Source organism: Roseibium aggregatum IAM 12614 (genome assembly GCF_000168975.1).
Classification (GTDB): domain Bacteria; phylum Pseudomonadota; class Alphaproteobacteria; order Rhizobiales; family Stappiaceae; genus Roseibium; species Roseibium aggregatum.
Window position 1 is genome coordinate 32903 of sequence record NZ_AAUW01000013.1, and the last position, 17558, is coordinate 50460.

At 60.5% G+C, this 17558-nt stretch carries 18 protein-coding genes and 1 pseudogene; 8 read left to right on the forward strand and 11 right to left on the reverse strand.

Going from position 1 to position 17558, the window contains the following annotated elements:
• Positions 1-92: 92 nt before the first annotated feature.
• Positions 93-593: a GNAT family N-acetyltransferase gene (locus SIAM614_RS17780; RefSeq protein ID WP_006936648.1), complete on the reverse strand. Its 501-nt coding sequence runs from the start codon at positions 591-593 to the stop codon at positions 93-95.
• A 19-nt stretch (positions 594-612) separates the two neighbouring features.
• On the reverse strand, positions 613-1203 hold the full coding sequence (phaR, locus tag SIAM614_RS17785) for a polyhydroxyalkanoate synthesis repressor PhaR (RefSeq protein WP_006936650.1): 591 nt from the start codon (positions 1201-1203) through the stop codon (positions 613-615).
• Between the two features lie 295 nt (positions 1204-1498).
• Here phaR and SIAM614_RS17790 point away from each other — a divergent pair, with 295 nt between their 5' ends.
• Together SIAM614_RS17790 and phbB are read left to right on the forward strand one after the other, a co-directional pair.
• Positions 1499-2680 carry an acetyl-CoA C-acetyltransferase gene (locus SIAM614_RS17790; RefSeq protein ID WP_040440547.1) on the forward strand — a complete coding sequence of 394 codons (1182 nt, stop codon included), beginning with the start codon at positions 1499-1501 and terminating at the stop codon, positions 2678-2680.
• Positions 2681-2800: 120 nt separating this feature from the next.
• Positions 2801-3529 (forward strand): acetoacetyl-CoA reductase, encoded by a 729-nt coding sequence (phbB, locus tag SIAM614_RS17795; protein ID WP_006936655.1) that lies wholly within the window; start codon positions 2801-2803, stop codon positions 3527-3529.
• A 48-nt stretch (positions 3530-3577) separates the two neighbouring features.
• Here the strand turns inward: phbB and SIAM614_RS17800 are convergent, their stop codons facing one another.
• On the reverse strand, positions 3578-4321 hold the full coding sequence (locus SIAM614_RS17800) for a DUF3299 domain-containing protein (protein ID WP_157139932.1): 744 nt from the start codon (positions 4319-4321) through the stop codon (positions 3578-3580).
• A gap of 139 nt (positions 4322-4460) precedes the next feature.
• On the opposite strand from SIAM614_RS17800, the gene SIAM614_RS17805 reads away from it, so the two are divergent.
• From SIAM614_RS17805 to SIAM614_RS31265, 3 genes and pseudogenes are all read left to right on the forward strand, one after another.
• Positions 4461-5102: a septation protein A gene (locus SIAM614_RS17805; RefSeq protein WP_006936659.1), complete on the forward strand. Its 642-nt coding sequence runs from the start codon at positions 4461-4463 to the stop codon at positions 5100-5102.
• Positions 5103-5255: 153 nt separating this feature from the next.
• A pseudogene (locus SIAM614_RS32985) lies at positions 5256-5702 on the forward strand (transposase); the annotation flags it as partial.
• A gap of 129 nt (positions 5703-5831) precedes the next feature.
• Complete coding sequence (locus tag SIAM614_RS31265) at positions 5832-6554, forward strand: DUF3800 domain-containing protein (protein WP_006936663.1); 723 nt, start codon at positions 5832-5834, stop codon at positions 6552-6554.
• Positions 6555-7074: 520 nt separating this feature from the next.
• Here SIAM614_RS31265 and SIAM614_RS17820 read toward each other — a convergent pair.
• From SIAM614_RS17820 to SIAM614_RS17835, 4 genes are all read right to left on the reverse strand, one after another.
• The gene (locus SIAM614_RS17820; protein WP_006936665.1) at positions 7075-7497 is read right to left on the reverse strand and encodes a hypothetical protein; all 423 of its coding nucleotides are present in this window, start codon (positions 7495-7497) and stop codon (positions 7075-7077) included.
• A 188-nt stretch (positions 7498-7685) separates the two neighbouring features.
• The gene (gene rpmF, locus SIAM614_RS17825; protein WP_006936667.1) at positions 7686-7871 is read right to left on the reverse strand and encodes a 50S ribosomal protein L32; all 186 of its coding nucleotides are present in this window, start codon (positions 7869-7871) and stop codon (positions 7686-7688) included.
• Between the two features lie 181 nt (positions 7872-8052).
• Positions 8053-8796 (reverse strand): monofunctional biosynthetic peptidoglycan transglycosylase, encoded by a 744-nt coding sequence (gene mtgA / locus SIAM614_RS17830; protein ID WP_006936670.1) that lies wholly within the window; start codon positions 8794-8796, stop codon positions 8053-8055.
• Positions 8783-10003 (reverse strand): SAM-dependent methyltransferase, encoded by a 1221-nt coding sequence (locus SIAM614_RS17835; protein ID WP_006936672.1) that lies wholly within the window; start codon positions 10001-10003, stop codon positions 8783-8785. Before SIAM614_RS17835 ends, mtgA begins: the two co-directional genes overlap by 14 nt.
• Positions 10004-10148: 145 nt before the next feature.
• On the opposite strand from SIAM614_RS17835, the gene SIAM614_RS17840 reads away from it, so the two are divergent.
• A complete protein-coding gene (locus SIAM614_RS17840; RefSeq protein ID WP_006936674.1) occupies positions 10149-11054 on the forward strand; it encodes a polyprenyl synthetase family protein in 906 nt (301 codons plus the stop codon).
• Positions 11055-11385: 331 nt separating this feature from the next.
• Here the strand turns inward: SIAM614_RS17840 and SIAM614_RS17845 are convergent, their stop codons facing one another.
• Genes SIAM614_RS17845 through SIAM614_RS17855 form a run of 3 tightly spaced genes read right to left on the reverse strand, consistent with a single transcriptional unit; the run spans position 11386 to position 14343 of the window.
• Positions 11386-12330, reverse strand: coding sequence for a prephenate/arogenate dehydrogenase family protein (locus SIAM614_RS17845; protein ID WP_006936675.1), 945 nt, complete (start codon positions 12328-12330; stop codon positions 11386-11388).
• A gap of 7 nt (positions 12331-12337) precedes the next feature.
• On the reverse strand, positions 12338-13474 hold the full coding sequence (hisC, locus tag SIAM614_RS17850; protein ID WP_006936676.1) for a histidinol-phosphate transaminase: 1137 nt from the start codon (positions 13472-13474) through the stop codon (positions 12338-12340).
• On the reverse strand, positions 13471-14343 hold the full coding sequence (locus SIAM614_RS17855) for a chorismate mutase (protein ID WP_050789423.1): 873 nt from the start codon (positions 14341-14343) through the stop codon (positions 13471-13473). Before SIAM614_RS17855 ends, hisC begins: the two co-directional genes overlap by 4 nt.
• A 219-nt stretch (positions 14344-14562) precedes the next feature.
• On the opposite strand from SIAM614_RS17855, the gene metX reads away from it, so the two are divergent.
• Together metX and metW are read left to right on the forward strand one after the other, a co-directional pair.
• Positions 14563-15765 (forward strand): homoserine O-acetyltransferase MetX, encoded by a 1203-nt coding sequence (gene metX, locus SIAM614_RS17860; RefSeq protein WP_006936678.1) that lies wholly within the window; start codon positions 14563-14565, stop codon positions 15763-15765.
• 4 nt (positions 15766-15769) lie between these two features.
• Positions 15770-16402 carry a methionine biosynthesis protein MetW gene (gene metW, locus SIAM614_RS17865; protein WP_006936679.1) on the forward strand — a complete coding sequence of 211 codons (633 nt, stop codon included), beginning with the start codon at positions 15770-15772 and terminating at the stop codon, positions 16400-16402.
• Positions 16403-16664: 262 nt separating this feature from the next.
• Here metW and SIAM614_RS17870 read toward each other — a convergent pair whose 3' ends face one another.
• Positions 16665-17441: a class I SAM-dependent methyltransferase gene (locus tag SIAM614_RS17870; protein ID WP_006936680.1), complete on the reverse strand. Its 777-nt coding sequence runs from the start codon at positions 17439-17441 to the stop codon at positions 16665-16667.
• Positions 17442-17558 lie beyond the last annotated feature (117 nt).

The window sequence follows — 17558 nt, forward strand, 5'->3', positions numbered from 1 at the left end:
CCGTCGGTCGTGCCTTTCAGGATGAGGTTGGGGGAAGCTGCTGCAATCAGCGCTGCGCGACGAGCCGGCAACCTGAAGAGGGCGGACAAGGCTCAATCAGCTTCCAGAGTTTTCCGGTAGATGCCCAAAGGCCTCGTTTCCGGGTGCAGCGTTTCGACCAGCAGCCAATCGCGCTTGAGGACGAGCGACCGGGCTGTCGCCGTCGCAGTCAGAATTTCCGGAAACCCGAGCTGTTTTGCTTGCCTTTCGGCGGCGGCAACGAGCTCAGCGCCGATCCCCGCTTTCCGGAAATCGCGATGCACCAGCAGCGCGGTCAGCCAGGCTCCCCGATAAAGGTCCGATCCCGGCGAGGTATCGCGAAGCGAAACCGTGCCCAACGGCCTGTCTCCACTATCCAGTGCAACCAGACAGCGAGGCAGCCGGGTGCCGGGCTGAAGGCATTTTTCCAGGTCCTGCCGCGCGTCGCCTGGCCCGTCAGGGCCATACCAGCCCGGCCATTCGTCGATGAACCAGGTTTCCAGGGTATCCATCGCCGCCGGCGCATTGCCAAGCGCAGCGATGGTGACGTTTCGGCAGGCTTGATCACAGCTCATGTCAGGCGTTTTGAACGCCTCAGGACTTTTCGCTGAGCTGGTTGATCTTTTTCTGCATGTCTTCCAGCTGACGCTTCATCTCATCGAGATCGCTGCCACCGGACTTTGCCGGTTTGGCCGTGCTTGCCGGGTTGGAAGATGCAGCCGTGTCGCCGCCTGCGGCCGGAAAGGGCATGAACATCTTCATGGCCCGTTCGAACATTTCCGTGTTCCGCTTGACCTGATCCTCGATGGCCTCGAAAGCCGTTGCGCCGAAAGCTTCGCTCATCTGCGAGCGCAGCTTTTCCTGCTCCTTGGTGAGCGAGGTCATGGAGTATTCCAGGAAGCTCGGCACGAGACCCTGCATGCTGTCCCCGTAAAAACGGATCAGCTGACGGAGAAACGTAACGGGCAGAAGGTTCTGCCCCTTGCCTTCCTGTTCGAATATAATCTGGGTCAGGACCGACCGTGTGATGTCTTCACCGGACTTTGCGTCATAGACGACAAAGTCCTCCTCCCCCTTCACCATCACCGCCAGGTCTTCGAGCGTCACATAGGTGCTCGTGCCCGTGTTGTAGAGTCGCCGGTTGGCGTATTTCTTGATGATTGTCGGCTCGTTGGTCTTGGCCATACGTGAATTCCGCCTATCAGCCTTTTGGCTAGTTTCCCATTTGACGACAAGGCTTTCGCAGACCTGTCATCTCCTCCGGATAAGAGACTAAGCCAATCGCATCGGATCGTGCCAGCCTTTTTATGTGCGCTGACGAAAGGATGATACCGCAAATGCGAAAACACGCCTTCGATACGGAGTGATACGGTTGACACAAATCCCGGCGCAGTTTCTAGTCGACGCATAATAAGCATCGACAGGTGCCCCAACGGCACCAGTCCACTACGGTCAATTGGCCTCAAGTCTGGAGAGTATGATGAGCGCTTTCACCGATATCGTCATTGTCAGTGCGACCCGCACGCCCGTGGGGTCGTTCCTTGGCGCTTTTGCCAACACCCCGGCGCATGACCTTGGTGCAATTGTCATGAAGGCAGCCATGGAACAGGCCGGCGTCGACGGCGGCGACATCGACGAAGTCGTGTTCGGCCAGGTCCTCACGGCCGGTCAGGGCCAGAACCCGGCGCGCCAGGCAGCTATCAAGGCCGGCATTGCCGACAGCGCCACCGCCTGGACGCTCAACCAGGTCTGCGGCTCCGGCCTTCGTACCGTCGCCATTGCAGCGCAGCAGATTATCTCGGGCGATGCCACCATCATGATGGCCGGCGGCCAGGAAAACATGTCGCTGTCGCCGCACTGCGCCCACATGCGCTCCGGCTACAAGATGGGCGACTACAAGATGATCGACACCATGATCAAGGACGGCCTCTGGGATGCCTTCAACGGCTACCACATGGGCCAGACCGCCGAGAACGTCGCCGAGAAGTGGCAGATCAACCGCGAGCAGCAGGACGAGTTCGCCGTTGCCTCCCAGAACAAGGCTGAAGCCGCTCAGAAGGCCGGCAAGTTCAAGGACGAGATCACCCCGGTGACCGTCGTCGAACGCCGTGCGGAGCGCGTTGTGGAGGATGACGAATACATCCGCCACGGCGCAACGCTGGACAGTGTCGCGAAACTGCGCCCGGCCTTCACCAAGGATGGGTCCGTGACAGCGGCCAACGCCTCCGGCATCAACGATGGCGCTGCTGCCATCCTGGTGATGAGTGCCGCTGAAGCCGAAAAGCGCGGCCTGAAGCCGCTGGCTCGCATCGCGTCCTGGGCAACTGCGGGCGTCGATCCGGCAATCATGGGCTCCGGCCCGATCCCGGCATCGCGCAAGGCGCTTGAAAAAGCCGGCTGGTCCGCTGCCGATCTCGACCTCGTGGAAGCCAACGAAGCCTTTGCCGCTCAGGCTTGCGCGGTCAACAAGGACATGGGCTGGAACCCGGACATCGTCAATGTGAATGGCGGCGCGATTGCCATCGGCCACCCGATCGGCGCATCCGGCGCCCGTATCCTGACGACCCTGCTGCACGAAATGAACCGCCGCGACGCGAAGAAGGGCCTCGCAACCCTTTGCATCGGCGGCGGCATGGGTGTCGCCATGTGCCTGGAGCGCTAAGCAGCTCACGGCAAGGAAGATCATGGCCGGAAGCCCGGCCATGATCGGGAACAGCAAACTAGACTGAATTGATGTCAGAGAGCCCAAAGGGCCCGGAACAGGAAGTCAGGAGGAAATGGAATGAGCAAGGTCGCATTGGTCACGGGTGGCACACGCGGTATCGGCGAAGCAATTTCGCGAGGCTTGAAAGACGCAGGTTACACCGTGGCGGCCACATATGCCGGCAACACGGAAAAAGCGGAGGCTTTCAAGGCCGAAACCGGCATTCACGTCTTCAAGTGGGACGTATCCGATCCTGACGCCTGCGCGGCAGGCATTGCCCAGGTGGAAAGCGAACTGGGGCCGGTGGAAGTGCTGGTCAACAACGCCGGCATCACCCGTGACGGCATGTTCCACAAGATGAGCTTCGAACAGTGGCGCGAAGTCCTGTCGACGAACCTCGATTCCATGTTCACCATGACCAAGCCGGTGATCAACGGCATGCGCGAACGCGCCTCCGGCCGCATCATCAACATTTCGTCGATCAACGGTCAGAAAGGCCAGATGGGCCAGGCGAACTACTCCGCCGCCAAGGCCGGCGTGATTGGCTTCACCAAGGCTCTGGCGCAGGAAAACGCCTTCAAGGGCATCACCGTCAACTGCGTCTGCCCGGGCTACATCAACACCGACATGGTTGCCGCCATGCCGGAAAAGGTGCTGGAATCGATCATTTCCGGCATCCCGGTCGGTCGCCTTGGCCATCCGGAAGAAATCGCCCAGACCGTAGTCTACCTGGCGTCTGACGCAGCTGCCTTCATGACCGGCGCGGTGATGACGATCAACGGCGGCCAGTACATCGCCAACGGCTGAGCCCAAAGGCTCAATCACAGGAAAAGGCGCCCCCTTGCGGCGCCTTTTTTATTTGTGCTTCCAGGAGTTTTCCGGCACCGGGCCCTTGAAGAATTTCCAGATCCGGCTCATCGGGTCCGGGGATGTCTCCTCACCCAGGCTCTGGGCGCCGGTGACCTCCATCTCGAAGGCTGCGATCATGTCGACCTGACCGTCCAGGAGCGTGATTTCCTGACGGGTTGTTTTCAGAGACAGACGCCCGGTCAGCCTGACCGGTTCATAGACGTATTCTGCCCGCCAGCCCGTCGACAGCCGGTACCGGATCATCTGGTTGGGGTCAGGCGCCGGCATGTGGCTGCACATGCCCTGTTCGGGAACCAGATAGCCGGCAATCACCTCATCGCTGCCGGGTTCCTGAACGGGGATCACATAGCCGGTAATCTCGATGTCCCTCCCGGCCAGAGCCTTGTTGCCGGCAAGCGACGCAGCAGCCCGTTTCTTTGCCACCTCGAAGCGCTGCGACAACAATTGGTCCGTCGGCACGCCGGCCGCTGCAAGCTGGGCCTCTTCCTGCCGAAGACGCTGTTCGAACGTCGAACGGTCCCCGTCAGTCGCATCCATCTCGTCCAATTGCTGGCGAAGCCGCAGCACCGTGCCGAGCGACCGCAGTTCCGAGCCGCTCAGCGCGGCAAAGGGGTCTTCATAGGCTGCAGCCTGAGGATCCTTGAGCTGGTCCCAGCGTAGAGGCATCGCGGCAAAGGCAGGGGCCGTAAACAGCAGGGTGGCGGCGAGGCACAGCATCCAACGTTTCATGATCACGCTTCCCGGTGTCTCTCTACTGGCCTTGAAAATTTCCGGCTCTATTTTCCGAATCGGGCCGGAGTCCTTGACCCTGGCACCCTCCATCACCTATGTCCGGAATCAGGCTTCCTGAACAGGATAACGTAAAAACATGGAATTCGAACACGCCCCGAACGACCCGACCCGCAAGGAACTCTCGCCGCTTCTGAAGCTGGCGCTGGAATTGGGACCGCTCGGCGTGTTCTTCCTGTTCAATGCCCGCGGCGAACAGATCGCGGCGGCCTTTCCCGTGCTGCAGGAAGTCGGCAAGCCGATCTTCCTGGCAACTGCGGCCTTCATGGTGGCCATCACCATCTCGCTGGTCGTATCGCTGTGGCTGACGCGGCGGCTGCCGATCATGCCGCTGGTGTCCGGCGCTGTGGTTCTCGTCTTCGGCGCCCTGACACTGTGGCTGCACGACGACCTTTTCATCAAGCTGAAGCCGACCATCGTCAACTGCCTGTTCGGTACGGTTCTGCTGGGCGGCTTGCTGTTCGGCAAGGCCCTGCTCGGCTACGTCTTCGACAGCGCTTTCCGCCTGACGGACGAAGGCTGGCGCAAGCTGACCTTCCGCTGGGGCGTGTTCTTCTTCGTGCTTGCCGCGATCAACGAGATTGTCTGGCGCAGCTTCTCGACCGATTTCTGGGTCAGCTTCAAGGTCTTCGGCATCATGCCGATCACCCTCATCTTCACCCTGACCCAGCTACCACTGATCCAGAAGCACGCGATCGTCGAGGACAGCAAGGACGCCTAGCCGTTCGGGTCTTGCTCCGCGCCCGTCCTTTCGGACACGTGCAGCGCAACGCTGCACGCCGATATCCGGTTTCCGGATATCGGCGTGAGCGAAGCGAACCCATTTTCCGGGAAATTAACAGAGTAAAATGTCGCCAACGTTTCAAGGCTTCTGTCTGGCAAGCGTCAGGTTGTCGTTGCTAAGCGCCAGCGTGAAGGCGGTACCCTTACATATGTGACCGGCTCAGAGGGCCGAAAGCGTCAAGCTGGTGGCTGCCAACGTCAACCACGAGTCCACCGTCCATGCTGACGAAGCATCCTATTGGGACAAACTGGCAGCTTATTTCCCGATAAAGCGTGTCAATCAGAAGGAAGCCTTTTCCAAGGACGGAGCCTGCACCAATCAGGCTGAAAGCTTCTTCTCTCGCCTGCGCCGCGCCGAAATCGGCATTCATCACAGATCGCCGGTCGTTACCTCGACGCGTATGCCGTCGAAATGGCATGGCGTAAAGATTACCGCGGCGAAGCAAACGGTACTCAGTTCACAATGGCAGTAAGTGCAACATCGGCTGCCCCGAAATCCAAGCAATGGCGCGGATATTGGCAGCGCCACACCTTGTGAATTGCGGGGGATGGCTCGACCATCTGTGAGTATTCAGGCTTGATTGTGGTATTTTTATTACCGAATCACTGATTGAGATACGTAGCGTAAGGCGTTCAATCCTGACTTAGGATTGAACGATAAACTAGCATGCACCTAGTATATATTGATGACTCAACAGATCGGCCGGTGAATGTTTTTTCGGCCATCGCGATTCCTCATAGGAATTGGAACGAAGTTTTTGAGTACATCAAAAGCTGGCGCGCCCATCTGCGTGATGTTCACGGTGTACCTGTAACCTATGAACTTCACGCAACCAATTTCCTGTCTGGCAGGGGTAGCCGCTCCACGCTCGGCCACCTTAGTAGGCACAGGCGATCCCAGATCTTTCATAAGCAGTTTCAGGTGGTCGAATACATGAAGCGCTGGAATGTCCGCGTTTTCAACGTTTGCAACGCGGGTGATGACCAGTTTCGAGCCTTCGAACGCCTTTTGAACAGGATCAATCGCACTCTTTTGGCCTGGGATTCGTATGCTTTCCTTATCTGTGATGAGGGAAAGGAGCAGCAGTACACCCAACTCGTCCGGAAGATGCGTGTTCACAATCCAATCCCGAGCAATCAGACGTTTTGGTCTGACGGAAACGTCACGCGTAACATTCCGATTGATCGGATTCTGGAAGATCCGCACTTTAAGCCGTCACACGAAAGCTATCTTATTCAGACAGCAGATTTTCTTGCCCACGGCTTGCTGCGTAGAGAGGTTCCGACCAGTGCAGCAAGGAAGCGCCGCATCCACCTTTCCTTTGATCAGCTGGACGCTGTTCTTGTTCCAGAGTGCAACCGAGCAGACCCCAAAGGCGTGATCAGATAGACGAAGGGCGAGGTTTTCACCCCGCCCTTAAGTCAAACCTACCCCGGCTTCTACCACCGGATCAGTTAGACCCCTTCAACATAGGTCCTAACTTAGAAAAAGTCAAGTTATTCAATACTTTGTTACGATTCCGGTAACTATTTGACGGGGAATCCTTTTTTAGACGCCAGAGTTTATACGGTCCGTTTTAATCGTGATCCTTTGTCAGTCCGCATTCCTCAACAAGCCCCTGATTTACACAGGTCTTTATACAAGCGCCGATCCGCTTTCGGGGTAGCGTTACCGTGGCTTCATCGACCACCAACCCCCTGTCTGCTGCCCACATTTCGCTGATTTGCGACACGTAAGCGGGCCGGATGCTTCCCTGATCGTATTCAGGACAAACAAACCGCTTCAACGTTTCCTTCTCAGGTCAGTGTTTTGTCACCTATTCCTTTATTGCCATTGCGTCGGCCTCCCGGACCTGCGTCCGACTGCCTCTCCCTTGTCCGGAATAACAGCGGTCGAGCAGGAAGCAGTCTTAGTGCATATCCCCATGGCCGAAGGAAACGTCCCGCCGTGCGCCGGTGATGGAGATCGAGAACCCAGCGATCACGTCGATCAGGGAGATCGCCATCAGGATGAAGAACAGCGACGTCGCCGCGGGCTGCACCACCAGAAACTCCACCAGATAGGCGACGAACACCAGCACCGAGAACATGTGGTCCAGCAAAGCCGTCGTGCCGATGCGGGTCGCCTTCAGAATTTCGATGAACAGGAACAACAGCCCGACGGTGATGAGCAGATCGCTCGTCAGAAGCTCGAAGGTCGCGCCGGAAACCATCTGGATGGTGATCATCGGCTGCGCCCAGAAGCCTGGGTCTCCCGCGCCTGCCGTGAAAGCAAGGGCGTTATAGATCAGCAGCGAGAAAAGCGTGAAGGGAAGGGCTGAGAAAAGGCGCATGGACGGCTCCCGGTATAAAGGCCACCCGAAGCGGGCGGAATTCGGAGCGAGCTGACACGATCTTGAAAGCCAATTCAAGGCGCGGAAAAGAAAAAGGCCGGCCCGTCGAAACAAGGCCAGCCTCAATCTTGTTTTGCCATGCGGCGATCCGATCCGGACGCTACCTGCATTCAAGAAGAATGCGGGTGTTATGCGTCGTCTTTCGCGGAAAGGATCTGACGGCCCCGGTACATGCCGGTCTTCAGGTCAACGTGATGCGGACGGCGCAGTTCGCCCGAATCCTTGTCCTCGACGTAAGTCGGCTGCTTGAGGGCGTCCGCGGAACGGCGAAAACCGCGCTTGGAGCGCGAGGTTTTTCTCTTTGGAACGGCCATTTTGTTTTTCTCCGTGGTCCATAACCGCGCGGCCCGGACCGGGTTAGCCCGGGGCGTGGCGTCACGCAGCGTGTTGGAATGCGCGGCGTTATACAGGCAACGCCAACGTTTTGCCACCCCATAGAGAAAAAATTCTTGGTCTGGATAGAACAGCCCGGACCAAAGCGCCATCCGCCTGCGCCTATTTCCCCAGAACACAGCCGAAAATTGGCCCTGCACCCTGCACGCGGGCCAGGTTGGTGCCGGCCAGTTTCCGGTGTCCGGACCCGGGTTTTGCGGGGTTCCGGCCGCGTGGATTTGGCAAAGCTGTCGCCAATCTGGCAGCCTCGGTGCGCGACAGCTCCTTGGCGCTCTTGCCGAACCAGGCCTGGGCAGCCGCTTCAGCACCGAAAATGCCTTCGCCCCACTCGGCGATATTGAGGTAGATTTCAAGGATCCGCTTCTTGGTCAGGATCGCATCCAGCATCAGGGCCAGCGGCAGCTCCAGTCCCTTGCGGATGTACGACCGCTCGCCCCACAAAAACAGGTTCTTGGCCGTCTGCATGGTGATGGTGCTGGCACCCCTGGGCTTTTCGCCTTCGCTCAACGCTTCGACCTGGTCCTGAAGCGCGTCCCACTCGACACCGTCGTTCTCGCAAAAGCCGCTGTCTTCCGAGGTGATGACCGAGCGGATGAGATTTGGCGAAATCTCTTCAAGCGGCACCCACTGCCGGTCGACCCACAGAAACTGAACATACCGCCCGATCATGAGGGTGCTGACGGGCGGCACCACGGAATAGATAACAGTGAGGACCGGCGGCAGCAGCACAAGAACCAGCAGCAGCTGCAACAGGCGTTTGCGGACAACGCCGAAGATGCCACGGCGGCGTCCGGACGGCCCTCCAGAGCCTGTCGTTCCTCCCGTCGCAGGTTTAACCCTTGCCATTCAGTTCCCGTTCGTTATCGACAATGAAGTCGCGGACAATCGGCACGGCATCCCTCTCTTTCGACAGGAGGAGCTGGAAGACCATGTTGGATCCGTGCAGGAAACCCAGCTCGACCGCACAGAGATAAAACTCCCACATACGACAGAAAGTTTCGTCGTAAAGATCAGCAGCAATCGACCTCTTGTCTTCGAAACGAACGCGCCAGTCGCGAATGGTGTAGTAGTAGTGCAGTCGCAGGATTTCCGCATCGCAGACCCATAACCCAAGCCGTTCGGTGGACGCAAAGACTTCCGACAGCGCCGGAACGTAGCCCCCGGGAAAAATATACTTGCGAATAAAAGGCCCCGTCGTGCCCGGAGGAGTCATCCGCCCGATGGAATGTACGACAGCATAGCCTTTCGCGGTCAGGCATTTGCGGATCTGGCCGAAATACTCATCGAGATGACCGATGCCGACATGTTCCATCATGCCCACCGAGATGATCCGGTCGAACTGCCCTTCGAATTCCCGGTAGTCCTTCAGAACGAAGGTTACCTGGTCCTGAAGACCGGCGGCACGCACGCGCTCCTCGGCGATCTTCACTTGCTCTGGCGAGACGTTGAGCGAGGTAACCTTTGCACCTGCCTGGGCCATGCGGATGGCGAGCGATCCCCAGCCTCCACCGATTTCAAGCACCTCCATCCCCGGTTTCAGATCGAGCTTGGCGACCAGATGGGTCAGCTTGGCCGCCTGGGCTTGTTCCAACGTGTCGTCAGGTGAAGTGTAATAGGCGCAGCTGTAGTTGAGGCCCTCGTCCATGAACAGCCGATAGAGGTCTGTCGAGAGGTCATAGTGGTGCCGAGCCTGCGACTTTGCCCGTTCGACGCTGTTCTGCTGCTGGCGGCGCCGCAAGAGCTTCCAGCCCTTCCGCAACAGGCCCTGCACCGGATTGGCCCCAAGCGGCGCCCTGTTGATGGAAAACAGGAACATGAAGTCATAGCAGGTCGACCCTTCCTCCATGGTCAGGGTTCCGTCCATATAGGCTTCGCCTGCGGCCAGCTCCGGATTGAGAAAAAGGGATCGGTAAAGCTTTTTGTCATGCAGCCGGATGGTCACTGTTGGACCGTCCTCGCCCGACCCGAATTCGTGCACGGCACCCGCGACGTCGATCACACGCATGCGCCCGCGCTTGATGAAGGATCGCAGAAGGCTCGACAGCAGTTTCATGGAAAAGTCTCCAAATGGGTCAGTTTGAAAAGATCGGGCAGGTAGCTCCCGCATTTTTTTGAAATTCGAGCCTTGACGATACAGAGAATTGGTTTCAGGGAAACCCGGACTTTGAAAATGTTGCCGATCCGTCCCGGAGCCAATCGTGACCCTTGACCCAAACCAGCATCTGACGTTCCAGGCCAAGTTCGTGGAGGCTACACTGGAAACGCTTCTGGCCGACCAGGCGCTGCCGGGCGAACAAGTGCGCCCCCCACGGCTGCTTGCCGCCATGCGCCACGGCGCGCTCAACGGCGGCAAGCGCCTGCGGCCGGTTCTGGTGATGGAGACAGCCAATCTGTTCGGACGGGCAGATGACGGTGTTCTGCAGGCCGCCTGCGCGCTGGAACTGGTCCATTGTTATTCGCTGGTCCATGACGACCTGCCCGCCATGGACGACGACGATCTTCGCCGGGGCCAGCCAACCGTGCACAAGGCCTATGACGAGGCGACCGCCATTCTGGCCGGTGACGCGCTGCTGACGCTCGCGTTCGACGTGATCACCGGCGAGGCGGTGCATGCGGATGCAGCCGTGCGCCTGCGGCTATCGCGCGAACTTGCCCGGGCTTCCGGCTTCGGCGGCATGGCGGGCGGACAAATGCTCGACCTGGAGTCCGAGCACCGCGAGCGCACCGAGGCGGAGATCCGCCAGCTTCAATCCATGAAGACCGGCGCACTGCTGCGCTACGCCTGCCGGGCGGGCGCCATATTGGCCGATGCACCGGAAGCGGATATCGACCGGCTGACGCGCTTCGGTGAAGTGATCGGCCTTGCCTTCCAGCTTGCAGACGACCTTCTGGACGTGGAAGCCAGCGCGGAAACAATGGGCAAGGCCACCGGCAAGGATGCGGAAGCCGGCAAGGCAACGCTTGTGGGGCTCTGGGGCACGGTCAGGACGCGCGACGAGCTTGGCCACCTGGTCCGGGAGGCCGAAACGCTGCTTGCGCCCTATGGCAGCCGTGCGGCGATCCTGAGCGCCCTCGCCCGTTTCATCGTCGACAGGACGAACTGACCAGACAAAAAGCCTTCGAAGGTCGTACGATCCTCAGAGGCTGACAGGAAAGTGCCAAAGGGCGCAATTGTCGTGGTTCCTGTCACGAACTTGCGCCTTTCTCAGGTGTCATCCCCGCGCAAGCGGGGACCCAGAAACCTCATGAGTTTGCTTCACAAACTTCATTCTTGGCTTACGGTATCCTGGTTTCCCGCTTTCGCGGGAATGACAGATTTGGTTGAAGCCGTCGCCCCGCGCTCCGCTGTCAGGCCAGACATCCCGGTGCTGAACTGCATCAAGGGATCAACGCCCGGGCAATTCCCTGGCCAGCTCCGGTTCCAGGTGGAAACACTCACTCCGCAGGCACACCGGCCTTGTCCTTGGCGTGACGGCCAAAGTCGGGGGCATCTGTTTCCTGGCCGGCCTCGATGATCGAGCGGCGAATGCCCCGGGTGCGGGTGAACAAGTCGAACAGCATCTGGCCATCGCCCCAGCGGATCGCCCGCTGGAGAGCGGAAAGATCTTCGGAAAACCGCGCCAGCATTTCCAGGATCGCTTCCTTGTTGTGCAGGCAGACGTCCCGCCACATGGTCGGATCGGACGCCGCCAGACGGGTGAAATCGCGGAAACCGGACGCCGAATACTTGATGACTTCTGACTTGGTGACCGTTTCCAGATCGTCAGCGGTGCCGACGATGTTGTAGGCGATCAGATGCGGCAGATGCGAAACGATGGCCAGCACCAGATCGTGGTGTTTGGGGTCCATCGTGTCGACGTCGGAGCCGCAGGCGCGCCAGAACGCGCTCAGTTTTTCGAGGGCCTCGGTATCTGTGCCCTCAGGCGGTGTCAGGATGCACCAACGCTGGTCGAACAGCGTCGGGAACCCGGCATCGGGGCCGGACTGCTCGGTCCCGGCAATCGGGTGGCCCGGAATGAAATGCACGCCTTCAGGCACATGCGGGCTGACCTGATCGACGACGGAAGCCTTGGTGGAGCCGACATCGGTCAGGATCGCGCCTTTCTTCAGCGCAGGCGCAATCCATTTGGCAATAGCCTCATTGGCGCCCACCGGGGCGCACAGGATCACCAGATCCGCCCCCTCCACCGCAACGGCGGCGTCGAGCGCATAACTGTCGCCCAGACCCAGTTCCTCTGCCCTTTGCAGGGTATCCGCGGACCGGGTGGAAATCGCGATTTCCTTGACGAGGCCGCGCTGACGGGCGACCTGCGCAAGCGAGGAACCGATCAGGCCGATGCCGATCAGGGCCATGCGCTCGAAAATGGGGGCAACAGTCATGTGATTCTTATTTCTGTTCCAGGAAGTCCTTCAGGTGGCCAATGATGGCCCGGTTGGCTTCTTCGGAGCCGATGGTCATGCGGATCGAGTTCGGCAATCCGTAATTGCCGACCATGCGCAGCACGCAGCCCCGCTCCAGCAGATAGGCATCGGCATCCGCCGCGCGCTTGCCGTCCTCATCGGGGAAGTGAACCAGAACGAAGTTGCCGACGCTTGGGGTCACCTTCAGGCCAAGCTTTTCCAGCTCCGCAGTTACCCACGGCAGCCATGTGTCGTTGTGCTCGATCGACCGCGTGACGAAGTCCCGGTCGCGGACGGCGGCAATGCCGGCGGCGATTGCCATGCCGTTGATGTTGAACGGCCCGCGGATGCGGTTGAGCGCGTCGATCACATGCGCCGGGCCGAAGCCCCAGCCGAGCCGCAGATTGGCAAGGCCGTAAATCTTGGAGAAGGTCCGCGTCATGATGACATTGTCGGACGTCGCCGCCAGTTCGAGACCGCTTTCATAGTCATTGCGGCGGACATATTCCGCATAGGCGGCGTCAAGCACCAGAAGAACATTGGCCGGCAGGCCCTCATGCAGCCGCTTGACCTCCTCGAACGGCAGATAGGTGCCGGTCGGGTTGTTCGGATTGGCGATGAAGACCATCCGGGTCTTGTCCGTGACCCTGGCCAGGATCGCGTCGACATCCGTGGTCATGTCCTTTTCCGGCGCAATCACGGGCGTTGCCCCGGCAGCACGGATGGCAATGTCATAGACCAGGAAGCCATGCTCGGAGTAGATCGCCTCGTCGCCCGGGCCGAGATAGGCATTGGCGATCAGGCTGAGAACCTCGTCGGAGCCGGCGCCGCAGATGATGCGGTCCGGATTGAGGCCGTAGACCTCGGCGATGGCGGCACGAATCTCTGTGGCAGACCCATCCGGATAAAGCTCCAGGTTCCGGGCAACGGCTTCGATGGCCGCACGGGCGGCATCGCTGGTGCCCAGCGGTGTTTCGTTGGACGAAAGCTTGTGCACGGTCTTACCGTGGCTGCCCTTGGACTTGCCGGGAACATAAGGCGCGATATCCAGAACCCCCGGCCGCGGCTGCGGGCGGTTTGCGGTTGCCTTGCCAGCTTCGCTCACTGTCGTCATCTCGTTCATCCCTGAGGCTCCTCGTCCTCGGCAGCAAAAGTGTCGTCCGGATCGCCATTGCCGTCGATCGGTGCGGCATAGCCGCCGACACGTCTCAAAACTTCCGGGGCGGCGCCTGCGGCAAGGCAGGCCGCGCGCACATCCTCTTCCGTCAGCTCGCCGGAAATCGCAAGCAGTGCGTCGACACCACTGGCGGACCGGAAGAAACTGAGCACCTCAATGCCCTCATCCATCAGGTTACCCGGCAGAAGATCGGACCAGCGGGCGTCATAAACCGCCACATCCGCGTTGTCGATCATGCTGTCGGCCTTGGCCAGCACCAGCGCCGGGAGATCTGCGGGACGCTCGTCCAGAATGACGAAAGGCAGCCGTGCCCGCACCAGTGCGCCGGATTCGCTGAGGCCGCGCCACCAGGGCAGTTCCGCCCGGTCGATCAGCGCCACCAGGCCCAGGTCGCAGGCAGAGGCCGTCACGGCGCCGACCACGTCGGCCGCATCGCTTCCCGGCACCAGCTCCACGGAAAAACCGAAATAGAAACGCGCCAGGTCGAGCATCTCGATCAGATCGGCGCTGCCGTCCAGATGAACGGCGGTATCCGCCTGCAGGCTGGTGCAGGCGCAGATGAGGTCCCGCCAGATATGTTCGACGGTTGCCAGCGGCAGATCGCCCTCGTGGCGCTCCACCATCTGGCGCATCAGGTCGGCGTCGCGTTCGGGTTGAAACAGGGCGGCTGCGGCTCCTGCGGCGCGGCCGGCGGCCTGGATGCCGGCTTCGGCCTGGGCGCGTTCCATCAGGGCGGTGTGGATGCGTGCATCGATCTCGTCGACCCGCGTCCTGAGGTCGTCCAGCGACAGCCCGCTGTCCGGCAATTGAGACATGAGGTGGCTCCGGCCTTCGTTTGGGTTCAGCGGCGCATAGTCATAGGCATGTGATTGCCCAAAGGCAAAAGAAAACATTGACTCAGGCGTTCCGGCACGGCTAGGTCGCCAGTCTGGCCGCGCTGACGGGCACCTGCCGTTTCCCGGCGGCGGACTGTGGCCCGCGCAACCGGCCTGAAACTCTCCCGGCCCGGGACAACAGTTAATTCTAAAAGAGCCATGTCCGCAGACACATCACGTCCAGCCACCCCGGAGGATCTGAAGGCAAGCGAAGCGGTTTCGCCCTCAAGCAAACTTGCGCGCTTTCCGGCGGAAGAACCGCTGGAGCTCGATGCCGGCGTGAGACTTGGCCCCTGGCAGATCGCGTATGAGACCTATGGTGAGCTCAACGCGGAAAAGTCCAATGCCGTGATCGTGTGTCATGCCCTGACCGGCGACCAGTATGTGGCCTCCACCAACCCCGTGACCGGCAAACCCGGCTGGTGGAGCCAGATGGTCGGCCCGGGCAAACCGATCGACACCAACCATTATTTCGTGATCTGCTCCAACGTGCTCGGCGGTTGCCTCGGCACCACCGGACCGGCCTCCATCAACCCGGAAACCGGACAGGCCTATGGCCTGGCGCTGCCCGTCATCACGATCCGAGACATGGTCCGGGCTCAGGCACGCCTGGTCGATCACCTCGGCATCGACACGCTGTTTGCGGTCATCGGCGGCTCCATGGGCGGCATGCAGGTGCTGCAATGGGCAGCCAGCTATCCCGAGCGCGTGTTTTCAGCCGTGCCGATTGCCGCGGCAGCCCGGCACACGTCCCAGAACATCGCCTTCCACGAAGTCGGCCGGCAGGCGATCATGGCCGACCCGAACTGGTGCGGCGGCAGTTATCTGCAGCAAGGGCAACGTCCGACCAAGGGTCTGGCGGTTGCCCGCATGGCGGCGCATGTCACCTACATGTCGGACGAATCCCTGCATCAGAAATTCGGCCGCAACCTGCAGGACCGGGAAAATGTCACCTTCGGTTTCGACGCGGATTTCCAGATCGAAAGCTATCTGCGCCACCAGGGCATGACCTTCGTCGACCGGTTCGACGCCAATTCCTATCTCTATGTCACCCGGGCGATGGACTACTTCGACCTGGCGCATCAGTTCGGCGGCTCGCTGGCGAATGCCTTCAAGGGAACGAAGACGCGGTTCTGCGTCATGTCGTTTACCTCCGACTGGCTGTTCCCCACGTCCGAAAGCCGGCGCGTGGTCAAGGCGCTCAACGCGGCAGCGGCCAACGTTTCCTTTGTCGAGATCGAGAGCGACCGGGGTCACGATTCGTTCCTGCTGGACGTGCCGGAGATGTTCCAGACCATTTCCGGCTTCATCACCGGCGCAGCACACGCCCGCGGCCTGCCCGCACCGGGCGAGGAGGCCTGATCCCGTGAACCTGGCTCCAAGACAGACCAAATCCGGCGACGTGCGCGGCGACCACAAGGTTGTGGCCTCGCTGGTGCCGCACAATGCGCGCGTGCTCGATATCGGTTCGGCCGACGGCGAATTGCTCGACCTTCTGGTGCGCGAACGCCAGGTGGACGGTCGCGGCATCGAACTGTCCCAGGAAGGCGTGAACCGCTGCGTTGCCCGCGGCCTGTCGGTGATCCAGGGCGATGCCGACCAGGACCTGGCCGACTATCCGGACCAGGCCTTCGACGTCGTCATCCTCAGCCAGACCCTGCAGGCCACCCGCGAACCGAAAAAGGTCGTCAGCGAACTGCTGCGCATCGGCAATCAGGTGGTGATCTCGATCCCGAACTTCGCCCATTGGCGCAACCGGGCCCAGCTCCTGTTCCGCGGCCGTATGCCGGTGACCAAATACCTGCCTTACGAATGGTATGACACGCCGAACATCCACTTCTGCTCCCTGCGCGACTTCGTTGAACTCTGCCGGGAACTGGACGCGAACGTCGAAAAGGCCATCGCCCTCAGCGGCAGAGGCAACAAGATCCCGGTCAACGCCCCCTGGTGGGTGTGGAACATCGTCGCCGAACAGGCCGTGTTTCTGCTGAAGCGGTAAGCGGGCTGGATCAACCGGCGGCAGGCAGGTAGCTGGAGTTTCAGGTGAGATTTTGGGGAATCAGACCCCCACCCCTAACCCCTCCCCACAAGGGGGAGGGGAATTCTGCCTTGCCGCAGACAAGGCCTTCAAATCAACATCAACCGCTGAATTGTGGCCTTACCGCATATGAGGTCTGGTCCCCCTCCCCCTTGTGGGGAGGGGTTAGGGGTGGGGGTTCAGCCAACAATGCACACCGCACCCCCCAACCAAACCACCAGCCCTAGTCCGCCTTCACCTGCCGATGCACGGACCTGACAGGTTTCAGACCTGTCGCGACGCCCTCGGGAATGAAGACAGGCCGCAGCACGCGGAACCGGCTTTTCTTGCCATCTACAGGCAGGCTCTGGAAGACGACCTTTTCCGCTTCCATGATCAGGACTCCGCCGAAAGCAGGCCAGATGCGCCGGCCGATGCCTTCCCAGGTGCGGGCCGCGCGCAGGATGGTGCGGGCGCGCGAGGGCGGCATGAAGAGGGCTTCCTTGTCGTCGGTCACGTTGAACTGGCAGCTCTTCAGAAGATCCTTGAGCTGGCTGCCCGAATAAGGCCGGCCATAGCCGAAGGGGGAAAGCTCCGACTGCGCCCACAGGCCGCGCCGGTTGGGCACGACGGCAATCAGCCGCCCGCCCGGCGCCAGCACCCGCCAGGCTTCCCTGAGAACCGCCGCCGGATCGGAACAGTGATCGAGAGCATGCACCAGCATCACCCGGTCGAAATAGGCATCGGGAAACGGCAGGTCCTGGTCTTCCACCAGCGTACTGGCGCTTTGCCGCTCGCGCGGCCAGTGAACGGCACCCTGGGGCGCGGGCATGGCCGCGATGGCCCGGTCGACTGTATCGAGATAGGGCCGCATGAACGGGCCGGCGTAGCCGATACCAAGCAGGGCCTGGCCGGTGAGGTCCGGCCACATCTTGCGAATCGGGCCTCCGATCAGGCTGCGCAGCAGCCTGCCGAGCGGCAAATCGTAAAAGGCGCGCAAATGAACGACGTCGAGATACATTCAGCCTTGCTCGGTCAATAAGGGTCGCGGCGATTGAACATGGAACGGTGGGAGAGCGCAAGATCTCTTGCCTTGCCCTTGGCGCCTGTCTTTGCCAGTCTGCACATCAACCAACAG